Origin of the sequence: Neobacillus sp. CF12, from assembly GCF_030348765.1 — a bacterium.
Lineage (GTDB): Bacteria > Bacillota > Bacilli > Bacillales > Cytobacillaceae > Neobacillus.
In genome coordinates this window covers 2,510,980-2,533,522 of record NZ_JAUCEU010000007.1, presented here as the reverse complement: position 1 = coordinate 2,533,522, position 22,543 = coordinate 2,510,980, and the positions used below count along the sequence as shown (strand labels likewise).

Sequence of the window (22,543 nt, the reverse complement as noted above, 5' to 3'; positions counted from 1 at the left end):
GTTGTGAGTATTAATTTTGTAACAGATAAGGTAAAGGTGAGGGTAAACGGTCGGGTTGCAACGGTGGAAATGAATAGACCGGAATCATTAAATGCACTAGATGTGGACATGATAAAGGGGTTAGTTTCTAAACTAAAAGAAATATCTGAATCAGATGACATTGACGTAGTTGTATTAACAGGTAACGGTAGAGCTTTCTCGGCAGGCGGCGATATTAAAACAATGCTTTCCGACTTGAATGAAAGCGAATTCTTCCCAGTTATGGATTGTATTAGTGAATTAGTTGTTACTCTTTATAGTATCCCAAAATTGACAATAAGCGCCGTAAATGGTGCGGCTGCAGGGATTGGGCTAAGTTTGGCATTGGCTACTGATCACATTATTGCAGACAGTAAGAGCAAATTGGCAATGAATTTCATTGGGATTGGATTAATACCTGATGGTGGTGCTCACTACTTTTTAGAAAAGAGATTGGGCGAACTAAAGGCAAAGCAGGTAATATGGGACGGGAAAATGATGAAAGCGGAGGAAGCCTTAGAAATAGGGCTAATCCAGGAAGTTTCCGATAATCTAAAAGAAACGTTAGAAGCAAGGATCTCTGACTGGCTGAAACGTCCAGTGCAGGCCATGATAAAAACGAAAAAAATATTAGCAGATAGCAACCGCCCACAATTGCTTAAGATATTAGAACTAGAAAAACAAGGTCAATTAAAAATGCGGCGAACCTTCGACCACCAAGAAGGAATTAGGGCATTTATAGAAAAGAGACCAGCAAAGTTTATCGGAAAGTAAAGTAGAGAAAAAAGAAGCATCTGCTGCTTCTTTTTTCTTTTTAGGAATGGAATAATATGAGTTTCCCGCTTGGTGATGTGCAGCGATGTGTTTTCTCGAGTAAATTCTTTTCTGCTAACATTTTTTCTGCTAATTCCTTTGCTGCCTCGTCATGATCGGCTTGAAACGCTTCATCTACTAATTTTTCCCCGTTTGCTTCAAAGGCTGTTAATTTGTAAGTCTTCATTCTATATCCTCCCAAAGTAATAAGTGATATTATAATATTTGCATAATTCTTGATATTTTGCAAAAGTGAAACTTTTCCTAAGGAATTTCGTATAGTAGTTTTTAAGAGGGGGAATTTGTATGGTCTTAAAACTTGAACATGTAACAAAACGATTTGGCGATTTTACTGCTGTAAAGGATTTATCTATCACTATACCAGAATCAGAAATGTTTGGCTTTTTAGGAGCAAACGGTGCAGGGAAGACAACAACGTTTCGAATGATCTTAGGGCTGCTGGATTCTAGTGATGGAAGAATCACCTGGGACGGGAAGCCAATCAATTATTCCACAAGCCATTTAGTTGGTTATCTTCCTGAAGAAAGAGGTTTGTACCCAAAATTAAAAGTTAGCGAACAAATTGTTTACCTAGCGAGATTAAGAGGAATGCCGAAAAGTGAAGCAGTTTCTGAATTAAAAAATTGGCTGGAGAAATTTAAAGTTCCAGAATATGAAAATAAAAAAGTAGAAGAACTTTCAAAAGGAAACCAACAGAAAATTCAATTCATTGCGGCAGTCATACATAAACCAAAATTATTGATTCTCGATGAGCCCTTCAGTGGTTTGGATCCTGTAAACGTCGAAATGCTTAAAGAAGCAGTTCTCTCATTAAAGGAAAAGGGAACAACGATAGTATTTGCAAGCCATCAAATGCACCATGTAGAAGAAATGTGTGAGCATCTTTGTATTATGCATAAAGGAGCCCCAGTTGTCCACGGTTCATTAAAAGAAATAAAACGGGCCTTTGGTAAAAAGAACCTGGTTATTCATGCCGATTTTCCATTGGAATTTCTAAAGAATTATCCAGGGGTAGTGAAGACTAAATCGACAGCAGAAGGAATCCATCTCCAAATTGAAGGAGAATATATAGCTGAAAAAATCCTTAAAGATATCGTTAATAGAGGCTTCATCCGAAAATTTGATCTTGAAGAGCCTTCTTTAAATGACATTTTCATTGAGAAAGTAGGTGATTCCTATGAATAAGTTTTGGATTATTTTATTTCATACGTATTTAAGTAAAATAAAAACAAAGTCATTTTTGATTACCACATTGTTGACGCTATTAATCACTGTAGCGTTAACCAATATGAGTAATATCATTGAAGTTTTTGATAAAGGCGGAGATAAAGAAAAGGTTGCTGTATTAGATGAAACAGGACAGCTATATCAACCGCTTAAAGAGCAAATGAGTACATTAAATAAAAACCTTCAACTGACAGAGTTTGACGGCACCGATAAAGAGGCAGAAAAGGCAGTAGAAGAAGGAGAATATACAGGATTTGTCCAGCTTCGTTATAATGCAGAGCAATTGCCTGAAGCTACCTATAAAGCAATGAGTGTTGCTGAGTCAGCAATATTTACTGATCTTCAGGCAGGACTTCAGCAAATGAAAACGATGTTAGCAGCTTCAAAAATTAATCTAACGCCTGAGCAGCTTGGGCAACTATATGAACCAGTGTCTTTCGAGAAAATTGCTCTGGAAGAAAATGCAAAAACAGAGGAAGAATTGAATCAAGCTAGGGGACTTGTTTATGTCCTGCTGTTTATCATTTATTTTGCTGTTATTATGTATGCCAATATGATTGCAATGGAAGTGGCTACTGAGAAGTCCTCGAGAGTAATGGAAATTATGATATCCAGCGTATCGCCAATCAAGCAGATGTTTGCAAAAATACTAGGTATTGGTCTGTTAAGCCTAACTCAACTTGCAGTACTTTTATCGGTAGGATATTTCTCCATAAAACGGAATTTATCTTCTCTAGAAGGCGGTTTTTTTGATGCATTTGGATTTGGTAATATTTCGTTATCAACCATTGCATATGCTGTTATTTTCTTTATTCTAGGCTATTTCCTCTATGCTACCCTTGCTGCCTTTTTAGGTTCGTTGGTAAGCCGGATTGAGGATGTACAACAAATGATTACGCCAATGACATTACTTGTTGTTGCAGGTTTTATGATTGCGATGTTTGGGCTTGGCAAGCCGGATTCACCATTTATCGTTATAACCTCCTATATACCATTTTTCACCCCAATGATTATGTTTTTACGGGTAGGAATGTTAAATATTCCTGTTTGGGAAACGGCATTAGGAATAACCATCTTGGTGGGAACAATTGTATTTTTAGCTATCTTTGGCGCTCGAGTCTATCGCGGCGGTGTACTCATGTACGGAAAATCAAATTCCTTCAAGGATATTAAAAAGGCATTACAATTAACCAAAAAAGAATAAAATGTGAAGGGCTTTGTCAAAAAAGGCAAAGCCCTTTCAATATTTTCCTTAAGAACGTGCATTCGTATTTTCAAGATGTTACAATGAAAGAAAACTCACTCAAAGGAGTTCGATTATGAAACAGATATCATTTATACACGCTGCCGACCTGCATTTGGACAGTCCTATGGTTGGCCTAAAGCATTTGCCTGCTAATATCCTTTCCAGAGTGAGAGAGAGTACGTTTGCGGCTTTAGAAAGGCTTATAGCAGCTGCCATTGAAAAAAATGTTGACTTTGTTATTTTAGCAGGGGATTTATATGATGGTGAAGACAGAAGTTTACGTGCACAATCACGATTTCGGAATGAAATGCAAAAACTCCTGCAAAAGGATATTCCTGTTTATGTTATTCATGGAAACCACGATCACCTAAATGGTTCGTGGGTTCACCTTGATATGCCCTCGAATGTTCACATTTTTGGCAGTGAAGTTGAAATGAAGGCATTTCACACAAAACGTGGTGAAAAGATCCATTTATACGGCTTTAGTTATCTACAGCGGCATATTCTTGATAAAAGAATCGATGAGTATCGCAAACAAGAGCCAGCAGATTTTCACATTGGGATCCTACATGGGAATGAAGGTGGAGGAACAGACCATGATAATTACGCTCCATTTTCTATTAAGGACCTTTATGAGAAACAATTTGATTATTGGGCCTTAGGACATATCCATAAACGGACGATTCTATCAGATCATCCTCCGATTATTTATCCTGGAAACCTCCAGGGACGCAATAAGAAAGAGACAGGTTTAAAAGGATGCTACTATGTTACCCTGAGTGAGTTTGAAACCACTAAGACGTTTATCGAAACATCAGACGTGGTTTGGGAAGAAGTCTCTGTGGACGCTTCTACTGCACATAGTTTCCAAGAAATTCTTCGGTTATGCCAATTAACAATTGAACGTTTGCGCAAACCTGGTATCGGTACGCTGCTGACGCTGAACTTAATAAATATTCAATTAGATGATATTCAAGATAAAAGGACCTTAGATACCCAACTGCTTGAATTGCTGATGGACGATGAAAATGACGAGGAATCTTTTGTCTGGATTGTGGGATTAACTGTACATGACTCCCAGCCTTTGGAAAGGAATCATCTCGTAAATGAGGCTGATTTTTACACAGAACTTTTTGCTGCTATCGATAATTATCAGAACCTTGATCGGGCAATTGCACCGTTATACGAACATCAAATGGGGCGAAAGTATTTAAGTGGGTTAACTGAAAGTGAACAAAAGGAATTATTGGAAAGTGCTGAGAAACTCTTAATCGGATTATTATATCAATAGTGAAAAAGGGGATGATTGATTGAAAATCAAAGAGATACATATATATGGCTATGGTCAACTAAATAATGTAGTCATTAAGGACCTATCTGATTTTCAAGTGTTCTATGGTGAGAATGAGGCAGGAAAATCAACGATAATGGCATTCATACATGGAATTCTATTTGGGTTCCCTTTAAAGCAATCTACCGAACTGCGTTATGAGCCCAAAAACGGGTCCAATTACGGCGGTAAGCTAAGGATGTTTTTTGACGAAGTTGGCCATGTAACGATTGAGAGGGTTAGAGGTAAGGCAGCTGGGGACGTTACGGTATCATTGGAAGATGGAACGACGGGTGATGAACTCCTGCTCAAGCAGCTTATTGGAAATTTGGATAAGGGATTATATCAAGCTATTTTTTCCTTCAATATCCATGGATTGCAAAATATCCACCAAATGAAAGGGGAGGAACTTGGCAAATTTTTATTCTCCACTGGCACACTCGGAACTGAAACGCTGGCAAAGACAGAGGCGGAACTTCAGAAGGAATTGGAAGCCCGTTTTAAACCGAGCGGCAAGAAACCTGAGATAAATGAAAAGTTAAAGGTTATTCACGAGCTTAACAGTGACCTGAAGAAAGCTGCAGCCAAGAATCAAGGCTATGAGGAATTAACTGCAGAAAAGGACGCTATTAATCAACAAATAAGGGAAATAAATCATTCACTTCAGGAAATAAAACAAGAAGTAGAGAAATTAAACGAATGGCAGAAAATTCATTCCCTCGTCAATGAGGATAAATGGATTAACACAGAAATAAAATTATTGGGGAACTTTCCATTTCCGGCTAGAGGAATAGAGCGATTGGAAAAATTAAATGGGTTAATCCTTCCTTACAATGCTCAGATTTCTAGTTTAAATGAAAGAATTACACAATTAAAACTAGAAATAGCATCCATCCAGCCTCAAATAGAATTTCTTGAAGACGAGTCACAGATTCTGGCTGCTTTAGAGCAGATTCCTCTCTATGAACAACTGACGCTTGAAAAACAGCAATGTGAGCTAAAATTAGTGGATTTAGAAGAAAAGCTTAATTCGTTAAAGGAAAAACTGCATCTTCCACTGAATGAAGAAGAAGTCTTTACCATCAATACAAATATTTATATGAAAAATCAAGTTGAACAAGTATCTCGAAAAAAGCAAAGGCTTATAGAAATCGAACAGGAACTGAAGGAGAAATTCCTAGAAGAAAAAAATACTCTTGAGGAACTAGAGACAAAGGTCACTTCCACTCAAACGCAAATCATTTCTGATAGTGATAGAAAAAGACTCGAAGCGGTGGTCAATGATGACCATGAAAAGAAAAACGTTGAATTAGAATTAAAAGCTGTTCAAGATAAAATAGAATACTATCACCATTCCAATGAACAGGACAAGAAGACATTTGCTAAAATCAACAAGCAAAAACAATTTCAGTTCCTTACTATCGGTGTGTTATTGCTGGTTTTATCGCTATATGGATTGTATACAAAGCAGTGGGGGCTATTGGTGATTGGAATAATCGGCAGTATGTTAATTGGAGTGTTCCTCAGCAAAAACTTGAGGCCAAAAAACGATCATACCGTCAATGTGGCTCTTAGTGAACTGTTAGAAACAGAAAAACTGCTGCTTCAAAAACTGAAAGCTTTTAACCATAGTAATATCCCAGGGATTCTGGAAAGATTGAACCAAGATAATAGGGTAAGAGAGCAACTGCAGTTATTAAAAATTAAGCGTGAACAACAGCAGACGCAATACGATAAAGTGGTCAGGAAATATGAAGATTGGGAAAAGGAAGCTGCAGACAATCAAGAGCACCTACTGAAATTATCGGATGAACTTAACATTCCAGAATATATAGCAAATACCTTTCTTCTTGAAGCATTTCAGTTGATCGAACAATATAAACTAGTGGGAAGAGAAAAAAGAAATTTGCATGCTAGATTGAAAGATATTAAACTTGATCAGGCAGCCATTAAAGAAAGACTGTCTTATTTTTCAAAGGAATACTTGGAAAATCAAGGGGATGAATTGTCCAAAATCGCATATCTATTACGAAATAAACTTAAAGAAGAACATGCGAAGGTAATTAAAAATGTAGAAAAGCAAGGGAAGCTTGATGACCTGGAGGCAGACTTAAACCAGATGAAGCAGGAGCAGGCCCATTTGATTTTGGAAAGGTCAAAGCTTCTTAATGAAGCCGAGGTTGAAACAGAAGAGCCATTCTATGAACTTGGAAATAAGGTTGAAAAGAAGGCTAGACTGATTGAACGACAGACCGATATAAACAAACAGTTACGATACACATTCCTAGAGGAAGCGGACCTTGAAAGATTCCAGGAAATTCATAACGCCGACGAATTGTTGAGCAATTACCGCAACGAGATGGAACTTTTATCCGGGAGATTAAGTGAACTGCAAGAGAACCTGGCGGCTGCTAACTACCAGATTCAGATTCTAGAAGAGGGCGGATCATACTCTGAACTTCTTCACCACTTTAAGCAGAAAAAGTTTGAGTTAGAAGAAGCGGCTAAAGAATGGGCCCGTTATAGTTTGGCGCAGAACATTCTATCGCAAACGGTGGAAAAGTATAAAAGCGTGCATTTACCGAGAATGCTTGCAAAAGCAGAGGAGTATTTATCCTATCTTACAGACAAGCATTATCACCGCATCCACCTCCAAAAGGCTGGTACTGGTTTTCTGATTGAAAGAAGCGACCACACTTTATTTGAAGCAAATGAGTTAAGTCAAGCAACCACAGAGCAAGTATATGTTTCAATCCGATTGGCGCTTGCCGTCACACTTTACGAAAAGTATCAATTTCCAATTATAATCGATGATAGCTTTGTAAACTTTGATGGTAATCGAACCCAAAAGGTCATGGAGTTATTAACTACACTGAAACAAAACCAAATTTTATTCTTTACCTGTCACACACATTTACTTCCGTTTTTCCAAACAGAAAGTATTCATTTGCTTCATAAGGGAAATGTTGAAGTAATTTCATAAAGAGAGATGTTATACTTGTACTATCGGAGGGAGCGAAAAAGATGAATAAAGGAATTCTAGATTATGATTTTGGAGTACAGGTTGATCTTTATTTACTAATTAAAAGCGCCACGAAGGGAATTGCCAGTAATGGAAAGCCATTCTTAACGCTTATCCTTCAGGATCAAAGCGGAGATATCGAAGCAAAACTTTGGGATGCAAATGAAGAGGATGAAAAGAATTACATTGCACAAAAAATTGTTAAAGTTATTGGCGATATTCATAATTATCGTGGCAAAAGTCAGTTGAAAATTCGCCAGATTCGAAGAACAGGACCAAATGATTCTGTTAAATTGGAAGACTTTCTTGAGACTGCACCATTAAGTCAAGAGGACATGAATAGTAAACTGACACAATATATTTTTGACATGAAAAACCCAAACATACAAAGAATTACTCGTCATTTATTGAAAAAGCACCAGCACGCTTTTTTAGAATACCCGGCAGCAACGAAGAATCATCATGAGTTTGTATCAGGACTAGTCTATCACGTTGTCAGCATGCTTGACCTGGCTAAATCCATTGCCACTCTCTATCCAAGTCTAGATAAAGACTTACTTTACGCAGGCGTGATATTGCATGACATGGGGAAAGTGGTAGAATTGTCGGGACCTATATCCACTGTGTATACTGTTGAAGGAAATCTGCTCGGACACATTACCATTATGGTGAATGAGATTGGAAAAGCTGCTGAAGAGCTTGGAATCTCAGGTGAGGAAGTTTTAATTCTTCAACATCTTGTGTTAAGTCATCATGGAAAGGCAGAATGGGGAAGTCCAAAACCACCATTAATCAAAGAAGCAGAAATTCTGCATTATATAGATAATCTGGACGCAAAGATGAATATGCTTGACCGTGCCTTAGAAAGGGTTAAACCAGGTGAATTCACTGATCGGGTATATGCTTTAGATAACAGATCGTTCTATAAGCCTATTTTTCATAAATAAAATAACCCAGCTGGGTTATTTTTTTTTATGCGATGATGAATATTTATCTATAAATCGAATATGTTTTATAAAAAAGTGGACAACCACTAATGAAAGGAGCAAAAATATATGACTATTCCTATTTGGGTATATGCAGTCGTGGTTGGAATTGTGATTAGTGCCTTAATGGCAATTAAGACAGGGAGAGAAGAACGTATGTTAGAAATGGAGAATATTGAAAAAGAGGGAGAAATTTATTTAACGAGGCTTGAGCAAGAAAAAGAAAGACGTGAGGGTGACAGAGCAACTGCAGAATAAAAAAGAAGGGACTCCGTGGGAGTTCCTTCTTTGTTTAGCTTATTGAGCTGCAGCAGGTGCTGGATCAAGTGCATTTTCTAAATCTTTATCGCTGATTTTTACTTTTGCATCCTTAATTTCCTTCTGCATAATTTCGTTGATCTTTTCAGTGATCAATTTTGAAGATTTTAATTCTTTTTCCATTTGTTCTTTCATTTCTTCAAAAGACTTTTTCTCTTTTTTATCCGTTAATTGAATAACATGATAACCGAATGATGTCTGAACTGGGGCACTGATTTCATCTTTTTTAAGTGCATATGCTGCCTCTTCAAAAACAGGATCCATCGCTCCAGGACCAAACCAGCCAAGGTCACCGCCAGCTGCCTTCGCCGCTTCATCAGTAGAATAAGTATTGCTAACATCCTCAAATTTCTCTCCAGCATCAAGCTTTTGTTTCACTTCTAACGCTGTTTTTTCATCTTTAACAAGAATATGACGAGCCTTAATTTCAGGCTTATAGTTATCGTAGTATTCCTTTACTTCTTTATCGGTTACTTTAATCGACTTCATAGCAGCCTTTTCTTGCAAAAGACCGAGTTTCATCGTTTCTTTAAAGTCTTCTTCATCAGCATATCCGTATTGTGCCAGTGCTGCTTCAAAGTTTTCACCAAGCTGCTCTTTTAATTCATCAACCTTTGCATCTAATTCCTTGTCCGTTACTTCGTATTTCTCAGATAGGACTTTTTCATAAACAAGCTGTTGTAATGCTTGTGCTCCTACCTTTTCCTTCATTGCTTCATAAAGTTCATCCTGTGTAATATCTCCAGCAGAGCTTTCTGCCACAGTCGAACCGCCGCTTTGATTACATGCACTTAAGGCAATAACCCCGCCAGCTAATGTAAGGGCTAACATCCATTTTTTCATGAGGAACCTCTCCTAAACAGTAAATTCTTGTGGATTTTTGTCCACAAACTATACTATAACATAAATGATAACCACTGCAAAAATTTTCTGTGTATTTGTTTTCATAATTCTGGGCATTTACCTATTGCGAATTTAGGTTTCGTACATACGATAACATGTAAGAAAAAAGAATATCTATTCAACTGCCTTTACGACAAAGCGCAAAGTTCACTATAGATGATTACCCATTAAGAAAAAGGTGGACTTTTCCTTAGAAAATAAGGTAAGCGCCTAGTCGAATTGAATACAGCTTGAATAGAATATCGTAGTAAATAACAAAGGAGGTATTACGATGAGTGGTGGACACGGGCACGGAGCAGGATTTGCATTGATTGTAGTCCTATTCATTCTATTGATTATTGTTGGAGCATCTTGGTTTTAATAAAAGGGTAACACCCGATGCAGACAACAGCTTTACCATTTAAGAAAGGGGAGAATTGTGTGTCTGGTGCTGGATTCCATGGTGGAGGATTTGCGTTAATCGTTGTCCTTTTCATCCTGTTAATAATTATTGGAGCTTCTTGGTTATAATTTAAACAAGTTTAAAAGCGATGAGAAATAATTCTCATCGCTTCTATTTTTCTGTAACATTTAAAAGCTACTACATAATTAAACCTATGTATACAAAATTTCCACATAGGATGAAATCAGTAATATCGTCACTAGCACATTTATTGTCCGAAATACTTTGTGCTGACGTTCTTCTGGAATTTCCTTTTGAATACAAAGGGAATTGGTCATTTTGTTCACATAATATAAAATGAAAATGGCCAAAACAATAAAAATGGAGATCATCAACGATTCCCTCCCTGATGTTCAATTTATGTTAATACATTATCAAAAATTTACAAAAAAAGATAGTTAAAAGGAATGGTAGAAAAGTAGGAAATAACTTGGATATCCACACCAAAGAAAAAGGTTTATCTAGGATTTAAAAAGTATATAATGTGAGCATATGAAAAATAAAGCTTTATCCGGAGGTAAAGGAAATGGATCAATATCTTGAACTGCAAACGAAAGTAAATCTTCTTGAATACCATCAAAGATTACTTTTAAAAATGTTATCTTCCCCTAATCTTGAATTCTATAGAATGGTAATTGAAAACGGGATATCAGAACAGGAAGTCCAGGGATTCTACAAACTTTGTGAGGATATGAACATGAAAATGGCAGAACAAAAAGCGGAAGGGTTTATTCACTTTCATCCGCTTTTCAGTGAGTTTCTATATTCTTTACCCTCAAAATTTGATGTGAATGAAGTCGTTCACTCTTGTTTGGGTCAAGGACTATACGAATCTCTTTTTAAAGAGTTTCAAAAATGCCTTTAAAGATTAAGAAAGTTCTTGTTCTGTTTTTTCTGATTTCTTAAGTTTTCCTTCATCTTCGTTGAATTCTGTTTCAATATTATGAAAAGAACGTTCAAAGATCTCCATAAAATCATCACCATAAATATTACGGACAATGGCCATCATTTCAATAATATCAGGAAACTTTCCATATAAATCTCTTAATGGCAAGGCACCTGCAAATGCAGCATTTCCGGTGGGCTGATAGGATTCCATTAAACGAAGAAAGATATTTTCTCCTTCAGGAGTAAGTTTGATATACGTATTCCGTTTATCATTTTCTTTCTTCGAAAATGTAAGCAATCCTCTTTCTTCTAATTTCTTAGAAAAATTGAACGCTGTAGAGACATGCATAACACCAAACTTTGCAACATCCGAAATGGAAGCTCCATTTAGATGATATGCAATCCAAAGGATATGATGTTCATTAATATTTAAATCAAAGGGCTTTATCCATTGCTGCCAATCCTTCTCAATTGATTTCCATAAAGCTTTACTTAACTGTGCAATCCGTTGGCTAAATAGCATCGCTTCTTTCATTGAATACTGTTTCTCCGACATCCCCAATTCACCTACTTTTTTATTTCTCTATTAACATTATGCCAATAAAATAAAAATTAATAAAGATGTAAATTCACAAAATTTTTAGAAATTACGATTTTTTCTACTTGTAATTTATATTTTTTTAATTTTCAAATCATATTTCTTCTTTATTTTACGTTTTTTCTCTTAATAATTCCAACCTTTTGAATATTCTACATAGGGAAGGACCGTAAAACATATGAATGATAGTATCAACCTTTTGGTCTTTAATAGGGGGTACTAAATGAAAAGCGTGAGTACAGTTCTTTTTTTACTAAGTGTATTACTCTTTATCGGTGCGATATGGAATACGTTAGCAGTAAAAAGACCAGGATTTTATCCACCCAAGCAAATATTAAAAAAACGAGCTCTTGCACTAGCAGGAGGTGGAGGGATATTTTTGATTGTTGCAATGATCCTTTCGAGTTTTTAATCATATCTAAGGGTGGGATTATAGAAAGAAAAGAACCTATCTGAGGTTCTTTTCTCCTGCATTATTTTGAAATGACAATAGATGATGACGTCTTCGTTCTTTTGGCAACTGATAGAGCAACTGGGTACAAAATAACCATGACAATTGTATTCAGTGCAATTGCAGGTAATACACCTGCAGCAAAAAGTACTGCAAAAGAACTTGGTAAGCCTACAATGAAATGTGCAGCTCCCAAAAATATAGAGCCTGAAACTAATGTCCCAATAGCAGTTAAGACTGCAACACTAAAAATGGAATTTCGGTATTGCTTTAATGCCAAAAATAAACCAAAAAAGATTAAGGCAGTTATGGGCTTATCAATGATATTTGGAAGTTGGCCACCAGGAAAACCAGTTGTAAGTGCGGATAATCCTCCGGTTACAATTGACAGTAGCATAACACTTTTAATTTCTGGAATAAGAATAATTCCCAAAAACATCATTGCCAGCATCATATCTGGTTTAATGGTAAGGAAGGCTGGCATTACCGTATGCAATACAACCCCAATTCCCGCTAAAAGTGATAGGACTACTAGATTCTTTGTATTCATTTCTCATCTCTCCTCTGCTGAACTCAGCTAATTGTTCCTCCTGTAGTGCACTCATGCCTACAGCGAAAAACTTGTTATCATTATAGCATAGGAATAGAAGAATAATAAAGAAATAATTTTCAGATAATTTAATTCCCTTTATAGGTGCTTACTAATATTTGCTGCCATATCTTTTAAGGTTGCCTGCGTATAATCACTTGTATTTGTTTTCCAAACGGCACCAAATCCATCCCCATTTCCATAGCGGGGAATTAAATGCATATGGAAATGAAAGACGGTTTGTCCTGCTGCTTCACCATTATTATTAACTGTGTTTAATCCGATCGGTTCAAACTCTTTTTTTAAAGCATTTGCAATAGCAGGAACAGATTCGAAAAGGTTCTTAGCGATATCAGGAGTCAACTCAAACAAATTTTCTTTATGTACTTTAGGGATGACCAGTGTATGTCCTTTGGTTACCTGACTGATATCTAGAAAGGCTAAAACATGTTCATTTTCAAATACTTTTGCTGAGGGGATATCACCATTAACAATTTTACAAAAGATACAATTACTCATTTACTACACAACCCCTTTAATAATTTTTTATATCCGTATTTTACCATATGTATTAGCAATTAAAAAAGAAAGAGACAGGATCCGCATGGAATCCTGTCCTCTCGAAGGGGTTTGCTTCATTTTATACGTTCATTCAGGAATTACGTTTGATAAACACCTCATTTGACAATTTAGTGTTTTTTATAAACAGTAATCATTGTTCAAGCTGACCATCCCCTATGTGTTTTTATAGTTTTCCCAACTTATAAAAACGGATGATAATCTGCGGTAAACACCTCATTTATTTTTTTGATAAATAGCTGGTGTTATTTGAACTCTAAATGGTTACAAGGCAACTTGTGCAAAACAACCATCCCCTTATTTGAAACGTTTAGAAGCTACTGGTTTGAAAAGTTAAATGTCTTTGACAGACACCTCATTTCAAAGTTTGATGAATCACTTCATCGAGTAGGTGTTTCCCCTTCGAATATTATGATGTCCGTTTTAATTTGAAATATACAATCATGATCAAAAAAATTGAATTTCTATTTTTATTACCCACGTTTTGGTAAAATGTAAGGTAATCATGCTAAATGGAAGGACGGAGCATATGTCTTTATTATCAATTGAAAGCCTTACAGGTGGATATACAAGGAATCCAGTTTTAAAAGATATATCCTTTGAAGTAAATGAAAAAGAATTGGTTGGATTAATTGGTCTAAATGGGGCCGGGAAAAGTACGACCATAAAACATATTATCGGTTTAATGGAACCACATAGTGGGGAAGTGAAAATAAATGGTCGTTCGATTTCCGAAGATAAAGAAGCTTACCGAAAGATGTTTACCTTTGTTCCAGAAACTCCCGTTTTATACGAAGAACTTACCCTTCAGGAACACCTAAGATTAACGGCAATGGCTTATGGGTTAGATGAAACCACATATAAAACAAGAATTGGGAAATTACTTGCCGAATTCCGAATGGAAAAAAGGCTGAAATGGTTTCCAGCCCATTTTTCTAAAGGGATGAAACAAAAGGTAATGATCATGTGTGCTTTTTTAGTACAGCCGTCACTTTATATTGTGGATGAGCCATTTGTCGGCCTCGACCCACTTGGGATTCAGTCATTGCTTGATTTAATGAAAAAAATGAAAGAAAACGGTGCGGGCATCTTAATGTCGACCCATATTCTAACCACCGCGGAAAAATACTGCGATTCCTTTGTGATTCTTCATGAAGGAAAGGTTCGTGCAAAAGGGACACTTGTTGAACTGAGAAAACAATTCTCAATGCCTCAAGCATCATTAGATGATTTATATATCCAATTAACGAAGGAAGAAAACTATGTTTGATGAGAAAAAGCTATGGAAAGATAGAGCTGTGCATCGTCTAAAAGAATTTGGCGTTTATCTTCGTTACATATTGAATGGTCACCTTGTTGTAGTCCTGTTATTTCTAATCGGTACTGCTGCATTTTATTATCAGGAGTGGATTCGTACATTGTCACCTGATTTTCCAGCAGAGATTATCATTGCTTTGATAATTGGCCTGTTTTTAACACACAGTCCCGTATTTACTTTTTTGCTGGAGGCTGACCAGGTCTTTTTAATTCCGCTTGAAACAAGATTGAAGGGGTATTTCTCCCGTTCAGGATTGATAAGTTTAGTCTTTCAAGGATATATCTTATTAATGGTGTTAGCTGTATTGATGCCAATGTATGCCCATGTTAGTGCAAATGGTTTTCAATCATTTTTTATTTTCCTGCTGGTGCTGCTGGCGATAAAAGCATGGAACCTTGCTGTTAACTGGAGAATTCACTATTTTGTCCAACAGTCGGTTTTTATCTGGGACATGTTCGTCCGGTATTTCATTAATGTAATCTTTACTTTTTTGTTATTTAACAACGCAAATATTCTTTTCTTATTACTAGTTGTTTTCATTTTGGCATTTTACTATCGTTCTTTTTATGTTAGAACGAAAAAAATGGGGTTAAAATGGGATTTACTTATTGCTCAAGAAGAGAAGAGAATGGCTTCCTTTTATCGATTGGCCAATTTATTCACAGATGTACCGAAATTAAAGGATACGGTAAAAAGAAGAAAATGGTTAGACATATTGATGAAATCCATTTCTTTTTCACAGAATAGAACGTATCATTATCTATTCGCACGAACATTCCTGAGATCCTCCGATTATTTAGGTCTCTTTATTCGTTTAACCGTAATCGGTGCTGTGGCACTGTATTTTATTTCATTTGGTTGGGGTCAAATTATTTTTTCACTCCTATTCATTTACCTAACGGGATTTCAACTGCTGCCATTATGGAATCATCACCAAAACAAGCTTTGGATTGATTTGTATCCTGTTTCCCATAAGCACAAAATGGCGGCATTCCAATCGATTCTAAAAATAATTCTTTTCATTCAATCCATCCTTTTCGCCATGATTGTTTTGATAAAAGGGGATTGGTTGTTTTCGTTAGTAGTCCTGTTTTCAGGTCTATTGTTTAGTTATTTATTTGTAATTGTTTATAGTAAGAAAAGACTAAAAGCATGAATGGATATGTAAAATAACTACTATTCTTTTGCTAAAGGGGAGTGGGAGCATGAATGAATATGAGTTAAAGGTTTATGGTGAAGTCGTTGAATGGAAACGAAAATTAACAAGACGTTCTGGAATGATGAATAGAATTTCGAAAAAGGCTCAGGGGAAAATAAATGAAATAATTCCAGAAAAGGTCCATGAGGTTATGACCGAAAGCATAAAGGGAATGGTCAAAACCACTTTATTTGGATCCCAACTCACGACCAACAAAAATCAAGCGGCAGGTTTGACACTAGAAGAACGTGATGAATTAATGCGTAAAAAGACGGCTGTATTCCAGAAAACCGCGCTGGTGGAAGGTGCGGGAACTGGTGCTGGGGGAATTCTGCTTGGTCTTGCTGATTTTCCATTACTGCTTTCAATAAAAATGAAATTTCTCTTTGAAGCGGCTGCGATTTATGGTTTTAATACGAAGGAATTTGAAGAACGGCTATTTATTCTGCATATCTTCCAACTTGCGTTTTCCAGTGATGAAATCCGCCGAGAGACATTATCTGAAATTGAAAACTGGGACGAGAGAAAACAAACTCTTGTAGAAATGGATTGGCGTAAATTTCAACAAGAATATCGAGATTACATCGATCTTGTAAAGATGTTTCAGTTAGTACCGGGTATTGGCGCATTTGTGGGTGCATATGCCAATAACAACTTATTGAAACAATTAGGTGAGACGGCAATGAATGCTTACAGATTAAGAATCCTAAAAAAGACCCCTGAACATTATTAACGTTCAGGGGTTTTTACATTATTATTCTTGGTGTATTCTAATTGCTGCAGTACCAAGTGTTTTTGCAGCTATTAACATCGAATCCTCATTGATGTCAAATTTCGGGTGGTGATGTGGGTAGCCTGGATCGGCATCTTGAGGTTTTGCACCTGTGAAGAAGAAGGTACCTGGTATTTCCTTTAAGTAATATGCGAAATCTTCTCCACCCATTTGCAGTTCGGATTCTTCAATCGTTAGCACCTCAGGAACTTCCTTAGCAGCACCGATAAGGAATTCTGTTTCCTTTTCATGGTTAACTACTGCTGGATACCCTCTTTCATATAAAAAGGTAAATGTGCTGTCAGACAAGTGGCAGGTGCCTTGAATAATTCTTTCCATTTCATCTTCAATAAACTGACGAACATCATCATTAAAGGTACGAACTGTCCCTATCAATTTCGCCTTATCTGCAATTACATTAAACGCATTTTCAGCCACAAATGAACCGACTGTAACAACCGCAGACTCAACAGGATTCACTTTCCTGCTAACAATTTGCTGAAGATTTACAACTAACTGGGAAGCAGTAACAATGGCATCCTTTGTCTTATGAGGCTGTGCACCATGTCCACCTTTGCCCTGTATGTCAATCTCAAAACGGTCAGCGGCTGCCATAATTGGACCTGTACGGTATTGGATTGTACCAGTGGGTTCACTTGCCCATAAATGAGTTCCGAATATGACATCAACGCCGTCTAAGCAGCCATCCTTAATCATGGATATTGCTCCCCCAGGTGCGTATTCCTCTGCATGCTGATGGATAAAGACATAATTCCCTTCGAGTTCTTCCTTCAACTCATTTAGTGCCTTAGCAAGGACAAGAAGCGTTGCTGTATGTCCATCATGACCACAGGCATGCATGACCCCGGGGACTAAAGATTTGTAAGGAACTTCCTTTTCATCTTGAATAGGCAGGGCATCAAAATCTGCTCTGAGTGCCACCGTTTTTCCGGGTTTTTTGCCGTTTATTTTTGCTACTACGCCGTTTCCACCAACATTATCCTTTACGTCTATTCCAAGTTTTTCATAATAATTCTTTATAAACTGTGATGTGTTATATTCTTGAAAGGACAATTCGGGGTGCTGGTGCATAAACCTGCGAATGGATACCATTTCCTCATAGTAATCTTCTAATTTTAAAAACAATTGCTTCAACATATGAACCCTCCAAACGCCTATAGAATTAAAAATATTTTCAATCTATTTTAACACTTTAATACTATTATGTAGATTTTTAAGGTGTTTTTCATTATAATTTGAGAGAGTTTTCAGAGAGAGAAAGGATTATTTATTCGATGAAAAAAAGAAATGGTTATACATATTTAATAGTAGGTTTTGCCATTGTAATAGCACTCTATACTTCTATCAAAGTAGCTGCAAAACAAACTTTTTGGCTTGATGATAAGTTAGCAGATTTATTTGCTTATGTACCTGATACCTTCAATCCATTCTTTCTTCTGCTTACAGAATTAGGAGACAAAAAGGGGATAGGTATTGTTGCGTTGATTGTGTTGGGCTGGTTATTGCTGATTAAAAGAAATTTCTTAGGAGCTTCAGCTATTGCTCTATCTGTCGCTCTTGGAAATGAAGTTAATAAACTTCTAAAAGACCTTATTGCGCGACCAAGACCTGAACTTGAACATCTTGCACATGTCGATAGTTTAAGTTTTCCAAGTGGGCATGCAATGGTAGGATTAACTTGCTATTTTTTTATTGCCTATCTAGTTATTGAGGATATAAAAAATTCATCAACTAGAAAAGTTGTCATCTGGTTAACAGCATTATTATTACTACTAATTGGTGCAAGTCGAATCATACTCCAAGTGCATTACCCTACAGATGTTATTGGCGGTTTTGCGTTTGGCTATTTATGGGTGATGTTATCGATATTTATTTACAAATTTTTTAAAAAGAAACTAAAAAAGAAAGCGAAATGAGAAAAAGAGGCTGCTGAGCCTCTTTTTTAAATTAGAAACATTGCCACGATGGTCGTAACGAAAAGACCAATTACCACCGGAAGTAAGTTTCGCCTTGCTAATTCAAATGGGTCAACATTACAGATAGCCGCAGCAGGGATTAATGCCCACGGTACTAATGTTCCGCCCCCAACCCAGATGGCCGCAATCTGACCAAGTGCAGTTAATGTGGCGACACCCTTACCAATTGCGACAGCAAACAAGCCCGCGACTGAACCTGCGAGTGAAATTCCAGAGAATCCAGAACCATCTAAACCTGTAATTGCCCCTACAGTGGTTAACGTTACGGCTCCGACCACTTTACTTAATGGAACGATAGTTGCTAACGCAACACCAAGATCATTGACAATTCCTTGTGATTCATCTGGTAAAAAGTCACCGATAATCTTACCAAAACCAGCATCACCCAAATAGAAGAAAGCTGCTATTGGGATTACAGGTCCAAAAACTTTAAAACCAAATGTAAATCCTTCAATTAAATAGCTGGTTGTTTTTTCAAGGCCCTTATTTTTATGGCTTACCATGGTAATCAGGAGAAGAATGAAAATCGATGTTCCTCCGACCAATGCAGTTGCGTCACCGCCAGTCAAGTCAAGGATAAACATACCAGCAACGTCAATAGCAAATAAAATAGGAACAAGAATGGCGAAGAATCGCTTTTGGCCAATAGTGAGGAGATTTTTTTCGGAAGTTGTATCTTCAGATGACTCCATAGGTACAAATGGAGTCACCTGCAGGACACCGTTTTTCATATCTCGTTTTAAGAAATAGAAAGCAGCGATAGTGGTTACAATCCCCATCGTAAATACTAATGGTATACTAGCACTGATGACATCACCGATTGGGATTCCAGCTGCATCTGATGTTAATTTTGGCGCAGCCTGAATGACAAAATCACCTGATAGGGCTATACCATGACCAAATAAGTTCATTGCCATCGCAACACCCAAAGCTGGAAGTCCTGCTCGCAGTGCAACTGGAAGCAGCACGGCACCTAACAGGGCAACAGCTGGCGACGGCCAGAAGAACCAGGATATGATCATCATTAAGATACCAATAGTCCAATATGCGAGTGCAGGGTTACGAATTAATTTTGTAAAAGGTGAAATCATTACATCGTTTATCCCTGTAGTAGTTAAGGTTTTGCTCATTGCCACAATAATGGATATGACTAAGATGGTTGATAATAGCTCTGTAATTGCATAAATAAAACTGTTAAAAATACTGCTGACTGAACTACTTAATGACCCTGTTGCAGTAATGGCAATTAGGAATATCCCAATGATACAAATGAGTGTGGTATCTCTTCGTTTGACCATAAATCCGATAATAAGAGCAATAAAGACAACATATATCCAATGGAGAGCTGAAAGCTCGACAAGCATAAAATGACCTCCTCTCTCATCTTCATCAAAAGGACGAATATAGTTATTCGCCCTATCGGATGTAATACAGAATATGAATCTTCATTAAAGTGGTGAAAGGGATTTGAATAAATAAATAACGTAAAAACGACTTTTTTTTGACACTTTGCATCGTAACCTATACACAAATAGGAATAATCGATATAGTGAAACCAGTGCTATGCACTCTATGAAGTTTTTAATTTTTGGCTACATATATTAGAATATAGGCAGACATGTCTTTGAAAGGTGGATATATTTACATGACGAAACAAATCAACGAAACATTTTTAAAAGCAGCTAGAGGAGAAAAAACAGACCACGTACCAGTGTGGTATATGCGCCAAGCTGGGCGATCACAACCAGAGTATAGAGAGATTAAAGAAAAGTATTCTTTGTTTGAAATTACACACCAACCGGAACTATGTGCGTATGTAACCCGCCTTCCTGTAGAGCAGTACAATGTTGATGCCGCAATTTTATATAAAGATATCATGACACCGCTTCCGGCGATTGGAATGCAGGTTGAAATAAAATCAGGAATTGGTCCTGTCATTGACAATCCAATCACTTCATTAGCAGATGTTGAAAAACTTGGTGAAATTCATCCTGAAGAGGACGTACCTTACGTTTTAGATACGATTAAATTATTAACCCAAGAACAATTATCTGTACCTTTAATTGGATTTTCTGGGGCTCCTTTTACCCTTGCAAGTTACATGATTGAAGGAGGACCTTCAAAAAATTACAACAAGACTAAAGCATTCATGTACTCAGAACCTAAAGCGTGGTTCGCTTTAATGGAAAAGCTTGCTGATATGATCATCACATATGTGAAATCACAAATTAAGGCCGGTGCTAAAGCTATCCAAATCTTCGATTCTTGGGTGGGAGCGTTGAATGTAGAGGACTACCGCTATTTTATTAAGCCGGTTATGAATAGAATTTTCACGGAACTTAAAGAGGAAAATGTTCCACTTATTATGTTTGGTGTAGGAGCAAGTCATCTTGCTATGGAATGGAATGACCTTCCATTAGATGTAGTTGGCTTGGACTGGCGTCTTCCGATTCAAAAGGCGAGGGAAATGGGAATTCAAAAAACGGTTCAAGGCAATCTTGACCCTGCAATCCTGTTATCTCCTTGGGAAGTGATTGAAGAAAGAGCGAAAGCGATTTTAGACCAAGGTATGGCTCAGGGCGGTTATATCTTTAATCTTGGACATGGTGTATTCCCATCTGTCAACCCAGCAACCTTGAAAAGATTAACCTCATTTGTCCATGAGTATTCTGCATCAAAGTTGAGCAGATAAAAATCACCTCCTGAGAGTTAATATTGGTAAGATAGCCTTTTTTTTGGCACAATATAATATGCATAAAAAAGGAGGGCCCTAATCATTTAGAGGCCCTCTAAATCCTGATATAAGGACATTTTAATGGGACAAGTTTCTTGATTATGAATTTGCAACAAGAATTAAGAGTGAGGTGCGGATGATGACTAAGAAGAAAATGGGATTACTAGTAATGGCATACGGAACCCCATATCATTTAGATGATTTAGAAAGATACTATACACATATTCGGCATGGCAGAAAGCCTACTCCAGAAATGATTGAAGAGTTACGAGGCCGCTATGAAGCAATCGGCGGTATTTCACCATTAGCAAAACTTACAATTGAGCAGGCGAAGAAACTTGAGGACCGTATTAATACAGTTCAAGATGAAATAGAGTTTAAAATGTATCTCGGTTTAAAACATATAGAACCATTTATTGAAGATGCTGTAAAGGAAATGTATGAAGATGGGATTACAGACGCTGTAAGTATAGTTTTGGCACCACATTATTCAACTTTTAGTATTAAATCGTATAATAACAGGGCAATGGAAGAGGCAGAAAAACTTGGTGGTATGACAATCACTTCCATTGATAGTTGGTATGATGAACCAAAGTTTATTAACTACTGGGCAGAAAAAATTAAAGCAATTTATGAGCAAATGCCCCAAGAAGAAAAAGTTAACGCAATGATGATTGTTTCAGCGCATAGTCTGCCAGAGAAAATCTTGCAGTTTGGAGATCCATACCCTAGTCAACTTCAAGAAACAGCTGAATTAATTGCAAAGCAGGCAGGAATTAGTAAGTATGCGATTGGCTGGCAAAGTGCTGGGAATACGCCTGATCCATGGTTAGGACCAGATGTTCAGGAGTTAACACGAGAATTAGCAAAAGAACATCCATATAAGGCATTTGTTTATGCACCTGTAGGTTTTGTATGTGAACATTTAGAAGTGCTATACGACAACGATTACGAGTGCCGAATAGCAGCGGAAGAAGTGGGAGCAAGTTATTATCGCCCAGAAATGCCAAACGCCCACGATGATCTAATTGATGCCATGTCTACGGTTATTTTAAAAAGGTTATCGACTCGATAACAACCAAGGAAAGAAGGG

Annotated in this window: 25 protein-coding genes; 17 read left to right on the top strand and 8 right to left on the bottom strand. The window is 37.0% G+C overall.

From position 1 onward, the window contains the following. Positions 1 to 3: 3 nt before the first annotated feature. Positions 4 to 792 carry an enoyl-CoA hydratase gene (locus QUG14_RS11990; RefSeq protein WP_289340769.1) on the top strand — a complete coding sequence of 263 codons (789 nt, stop codon included), beginning with the start codon at positions 4 to 6 and terminating at the stop codon, positions 790 to 792. A gap of 40 nt (positions 793 to 832) precedes the next feature. Here QUG14_RS11990 and QUG14_RS11985 read toward each other — a convergent pair whose 3' ends face one another. Continuing rightward, positions 833 to 1,018 (bottom strand): YhzD family protein, encoded by a 186-nt coding sequence (locus QUG14_RS11985; RefSeq protein ID WP_289340768.1) that lies wholly within the window; start codon positions 1,016 to 1,018, stop codon positions 833 to 835. Positions 1,019 to 1,137: 119 nt separating this feature from the next. On the opposite strand from QUG14_RS11985, the gene QUG14_RS11980 reads away from it, so the two are divergent. The 6 genes from QUG14_RS11980 (at position 1,138) to QUG14_RS11955 (ending at position 8,921) form a co-directional block, all read left to right on the top strand. Continuing rightward, the gene (locus QUG14_RS11980; RefSeq protein WP_289340766.1) at positions 1,138 to 2,037 is read left to right on the top strand and encodes an ABC transporter ATP-binding protein; all 900 of its coding nucleotides are present in this window, start codon (positions 1,138 to 1,140) and stop codon (positions 2,035 to 2,037) included. After that, positions 2,030 to 3,283 carry an ABC transporter permease gene (locus QUG14_RS11975; RefSeq protein ID WP_289340765.1) on the top strand — a complete coding sequence of 418 codons (1,254 nt, stop codon included), beginning with the start codon at positions 2,030 to 2,032 and terminating at the stop codon, positions 3,281 to 3,283. The genes QUG14_RS11980 and QUG14_RS11975 overlap by 8 nt, the downstream gene beginning before the upstream one ends. 115 nt (positions 3,284 to 3,398) lie before the next feature. Then, positions 3,399 to 4,616 (top strand): metallophosphoesterase family protein, encoded by a 1,218-nt coding sequence (locus QUG14_RS11970; protein WP_289340764.1) that lies wholly within the window; start codon positions 3,399 to 3,401, stop codon positions 4,614 to 4,616. A gap of 19 nt (positions 4,617 to 4,635) precedes the next feature. Continuing rightward, positions 4,636 to 7,638: an ATP-binding protein gene (locus QUG14_RS11965; protein WP_289340763.1), complete on the top strand. Its 3,003-nt coding sequence runs from the start codon at positions 4,636 to 4,638 to the stop codon at positions 7,636 to 7,638. 41 nt (positions 7,639 to 7,679) lie between these two features. Beyond that, positions 7,680 to 8,624 (top strand): 3'-5' exoribonuclease YhaM, encoded by a 945-nt coding sequence (gene yhaM, locus QUG14_RS11960; protein ID WP_289340762.1) that lies wholly within the window; start codon positions 7,680 to 7,682, stop codon positions 8,622 to 8,624. A gap of 108 nt (positions 8,625 to 8,732) precedes the next feature. Continuing rightward, positions 8,733 to 8,921, top strand: a complete 189-nt coding sequence (locus tag QUG14_RS11955) for a sporulation YhaL family protein (protein WP_289340760.1) — start codon at positions 8,733 to 8,735, stop codon at positions 8,919 to 8,921. A 39-nt stretch (positions 8,922 to 8,960) separates the two neighbouring features. Here the strand turns inward: QUG14_RS11955 and QUG14_RS11950 are convergent, their stop codons facing one another. After that, a complete protein-coding gene (locus tag QUG14_RS11950) occupies positions 8,961 to 9,824 on the bottom strand; it encodes a peptidylprolyl isomerase (RefSeq protein WP_289340759.1) in 864 nt (287 codons plus the stop codon). Between the two features lie 331 nt (positions 9,825 to 10,155). Here QUG14_RS11950 and QUG14_RS11945 point away from each other — a divergent pair, with 331 nt between their 5' ends. Next, positions 10,156 to 10,245 (top strand): YjcZ family sporulation protein, encoded by a 90-nt coding sequence (locus QUG14_RS11945; protein ID WP_289340758.1) that lies wholly within the window; start codon positions 10,156 to 10,158, stop codon positions 10,243 to 10,245. A 59-nt stretch (positions 10,246 to 10,304) separates the two neighbouring features. Next, on the top strand, positions 10,305 to 10,394 hold the full coding sequence (locus QUG14_RS11940) for a YjcZ family sporulation protein (protein ID WP_411252306.1): 90 nt from the start codon (positions 10,305 to 10,307) through the stop codon (positions 10,392 to 10,394). Between the two features lie 84 nt (positions 10,395 to 10,478). On the opposite strand, the gene QUG14_RS11935 is transcribed toward QUG14_RS11940, so the two are convergent. Beyond that, positions 10,479 to 10,658 carry a hypothetical protein gene (locus QUG14_RS11935; RefSeq protein WP_289340756.1) on the bottom strand — a complete coding sequence of 60 codons (180 nt, stop codon included), beginning with the start codon at positions 10,656 to 10,658 and terminating at the stop codon, positions 10,479 to 10,481. 194 nt (positions 10,659 to 10,852) lie between these two features. Here QUG14_RS11935 and QUG14_RS11930 point away from each other — a divergent pair, with 194 nt between their 5' ends. Beyond that, positions 10,853 to 11,191: a DUF1878 family protein gene (locus QUG14_RS11930; RefSeq protein WP_289340755.1), complete on the top strand. Its 339-nt coding sequence runs from the start codon at positions 10,853 to 10,855 to the stop codon at positions 11,189 to 11,191. 3 nt (positions 11,192 to 11,194) lie between these two features. On the opposite strand, the gene QUG14_RS11925 is transcribed toward QUG14_RS11930, so the two are convergent. Beyond that, positions 11,195 to 11,770 (bottom strand): HTH-type transcriptional regulator Hpr, encoded by a 576-nt coding sequence (locus tag QUG14_RS11925; protein ID WP_289340754.1) that lies wholly within the window; start codon positions 11,768 to 11,770, stop codon positions 11,195 to 11,197. A gap of 265 nt (positions 11,771 to 12,035) precedes the next feature. On the opposite strand from QUG14_RS11925, the gene yhzF reads away from it, so the two are divergent. Further along, positions 12,036 to 12,224 carry a membrane protein YhzF gene (gene yhzF / locus QUG14_RS11920; protein WP_289340752.1) on the top strand — a complete coding sequence of 63 codons (189 nt, stop codon included), beginning with the start codon at positions 12,036 to 12,038 and terminating at the stop codon, positions 12,222 to 12,224. A 61-nt stretch (positions 12,225 to 12,285) separates the two neighbouring features. Here the strand turns inward: yhzF and QUG14_RS11915 are convergent, their stop codons facing one another. After that, the gene (locus QUG14_RS11915) at positions 12,286 to 12,813 is read right to left on the bottom strand and encodes a tryptophan transporter (RefSeq protein WP_289340751.1); all 528 of its coding nucleotides are present in this window, start codon (positions 12,811 to 12,813) and stop codon (positions 12,286 to 12,288) included. 138 nt (positions 12,814 to 12,951) lie between these two features. Further along, the gene (locus QUG14_RS11910; protein ID WP_289340750.1) at positions 12,952 to 13,371 is read right to left on the bottom strand and encodes an HIT family protein; all 420 of its coding nucleotides are present in this window, start codon (positions 13,369 to 13,371) and stop codon (positions 12,952 to 12,954) included. Positions 13,372 to 13,960: 589 nt separating this feature from the next. Between QUG14_RS11910 and QUG14_RS11905 the strand changes: the two genes are divergently transcribed. From QUG14_RS11905 to QUG14_RS11895, 3 genes are read left to right on the top strand one after another with little or no spacing between them, the layout of a single operon-like run. Then, positions 13,961 to 14,701, top strand: coding sequence for an ABC transporter ATP-binding protein (locus QUG14_RS11905; RefSeq protein ID WP_289340749.1), 741 nt, complete (start codon positions 13,961 to 13,963; stop codon positions 14,699 to 14,701). Next, positions 14,694 to 15,905 (top strand): ABC transporter permease, encoded by a 1,212-nt coding sequence (locus tag QUG14_RS11900; RefSeq protein ID WP_289340748.1) that lies wholly within the window; start codon positions 14,694 to 14,696, stop codon positions 15,903 to 15,905. Before QUG14_RS11905 ends, QUG14_RS11900 begins: the two co-directional genes overlap by 8 nt. Before the next feature lie 49 nt (positions 15,906 to 15,954). Continuing rightward, entirely contained in the window at positions 15,955 to 16,680 is a 726-nt protein-coding gene (locus QUG14_RS11895) for an EcsC family protein (protein WP_289340747.1), read from the top strand. 21 nt (positions 16,681 to 16,701) lie between these two features. On the opposite strand, the gene QUG14_RS11890 is transcribed toward QUG14_RS11895, so the two are convergent. Continuing rightward, positions 16,702 to 17,877 (bottom strand): M20 family metallopeptidase, encoded by a 1,176-nt coding sequence (locus tag QUG14_RS11890; RefSeq protein WP_289340746.1) that lies wholly within the window; start codon positions 17,875 to 17,877, stop codon positions 16,702 to 16,704. 137 nt (positions 17,878 to 18,014) lie between these two features. Between QUG14_RS11890 and QUG14_RS11885 the strand changes: the two genes are divergently transcribed. Then, a complete protein-coding gene (locus tag QUG14_RS11885) occupies positions 18,015 to 18,656 on the top strand; it encodes a phosphatase PAP2 family protein (protein ID WP_289340745.1) in 642 nt (213 codons plus the stop codon). A gap of 26 nt (positions 18,657 to 18,682) precedes the next feature. Here the strand turns inward: QUG14_RS11885 and QUG14_RS11880 are convergent, their stop codons facing one another. Further along, the gene (locus QUG14_RS11880; protein WP_289340744.1) at positions 18,683 to 20,080 is read right to left on the bottom strand and encodes a hypothetical protein; all 1,398 of its coding nucleotides are present in this window, start codon (positions 20,078 to 20,080) and stop codon (positions 18,683 to 18,685) included. Positions 20,081 to 20,361: 281 nt separating this feature from the next. Here QUG14_RS11880 and hemE point away from each other — a divergent pair, with 281 nt between their 5' ends. Then, positions 20,362 to 21,408 (top strand): uroporphyrinogen decarboxylase, encoded by a 1,047-nt coding sequence (gene hemE, locus QUG14_RS11875; RefSeq protein WP_289340743.1) that lies wholly within the window; start codon positions 20,362 to 20,364, stop codon positions 21,406 to 21,408. 181 nt (positions 21,409 to 21,589) lie between these two features. Continuing rightward, the gene (gene hemH, locus QUG14_RS11870; RefSeq protein ID WP_289340742.1) at positions 21,590 to 22,525 is read left to right on the top strand and encodes a ferrochelatase; all 936 of its coding nucleotides are present in this window, start codon (positions 21,590 to 21,592) and stop codon (positions 22,523 to 22,525) included. Positions 22,526 to 22,543 lie beyond the last annotated feature (18 nt).

Excerpts from the sequence above, each read along its gene's own strand:
- hemH (WP_289340742.1), top strand. The coding sequence starts at position 21,590 with ATGACTAAGAAGAAAATGGGATTACTAGTAATGGCATACGGAACCCCA.
- yhzF (WP_289340752.1), top strand. The coding sequence starts at position 12,036 with ATGAAAAGCGTGAGTACAGTTCTTTTTTTACTAAGTGTATTACTCTTT.
- QUG14_RS11930 (WP_289340755.1), top strand. The coding sequence starts at position 10,853 with ATGGATCAATATCTTGAACTGCAAACGAAAGTAAATCTTCTTGAATAC.
- QUG14_RS11950 (WP_289340759.1), bottom strand. The coding sequence starts at position 9,824 with ATGAAAAAATGGATGTTAGCCCTTACATTAGCTGGCGGGGTTATTGCC.
- QUG14_RS11890 (WP_289340746.1), bottom strand. The coding sequence starts at position 17,877 with ATGTTGAAGCAATTGTTTTTAAAATTAGAAGATTACTATGAGGAAATG.
- QUG14_RS11900 (WP_289340748.1), top strand. The coding sequence starts at position 14,694 with ATGTTTGATGAGAAAAAGCTATGGAAAGATAGAGCTGTGCATCGTCTA.
- QUG14_RS11980 (WP_289340766.1), top strand. The coding sequence starts at position 1,138 with ATGGTCTTAAAACTTGAACATGTAACAAAACGATTTGGCGATTTTACT.
- hemE (WP_289340743.1), top strand. The coding sequence starts at position 20,362 with ATGACGAAACAAATCAACGAAACATTTTTAAAAGCAGCTAGAGGAGAA.
- QUG14_RS11885 (WP_289340745.1), top strand. The coding sequence starts at position 18,015 with ATGAAAAAAAGAAATGGTTATACATATTTAATAGTAGGTTTTGCCATT.
- QUG14_RS11925 (WP_289340754.1), bottom strand. The coding sequence starts at position 11,770 with ATGTCGGAGAAACAGTATTCAATGAAAGAAGCGATGCTATTTAGCCAA.
- QUG14_RS11935 (WP_289340756.1), bottom strand. The coding sequence starts at position 10,658 with ATGATCTCCATTTTTATTGTTTTGGCCATTTTCATTTTATATTATGTG.
- QUG14_RS11985 (WP_289340768.1), bottom strand. The coding sequence starts at position 1,018 with ATGAAGACTTACAAATTAACAGCCTTTGAAGCAAACGGGGAAAAATTA.
- QUG14_RS11945 (WP_289340758.1), top strand. The coding sequence starts at position 10,156 with ATGAGTGGTGGACACGGGCACGGAGCAGGATTTGCATTGATTGTAGTC.
- QUG14_RS11910 (WP_289340750.1), bottom strand. The coding sequence starts at position 13,371 with ATGAGTAATTGTATCTTTTGTAAAATTGTTAATGGTGATATCCCCTCA.
- QUG14_RS11955 (WP_289340760.1), top strand. The coding sequence starts at position 8,733 with ATGACTATTCCTATTTGGGTATATGCAGTCGTGGTTGGAATTGTGATT.
- yhaM (WP_289340762.1), top strand. The coding sequence starts at position 7,680 with ATGAATAAAGGAATTCTAGATTATGATTTTGGAGTACAGGTTGATCTT.
- QUG14_RS11895 (WP_289340747.1), top strand. The coding sequence starts at position 15,955 with ATGAATGAATATGAGTTAAAGGTTTATGGTGAAGTCGTTGAATGGAAA.
- QUG14_RS11905 (WP_289340749.1), top strand. The coding sequence starts at position 13,961 with ATGTCTTTATTATCAATTGAAAGCCTTACAGGTGGATATACAAGGAAT.
- QUG14_RS11880 (WP_289340744.1), bottom strand. The coding sequence starts at position 20,080 with ATGCTTGTCGAGCTTTCAGCTCTCCATTGGATATATGTTGTCTTTATT.
- QUG14_RS11975 (WP_289340765.1), top strand. The coding sequence starts at position 2,030 with ATGAATAAGTTTTGGATTATTTTATTTCATACGTATTTAAGTAAAATA.
- QUG14_RS11915 (WP_289340751.1), bottom strand. The coding sequence starts at position 12,813 with ATGAATACAAAGAATCTAGTAGTCCTATCACTTTTAGCGGGAATTGGG.
- QUG14_RS11970 (WP_289340764.1), top strand. The coding sequence starts at position 3,399 with ATGAAACAGATATCATTTATACACGCTGCCGACCTGCATTTGGACAGT.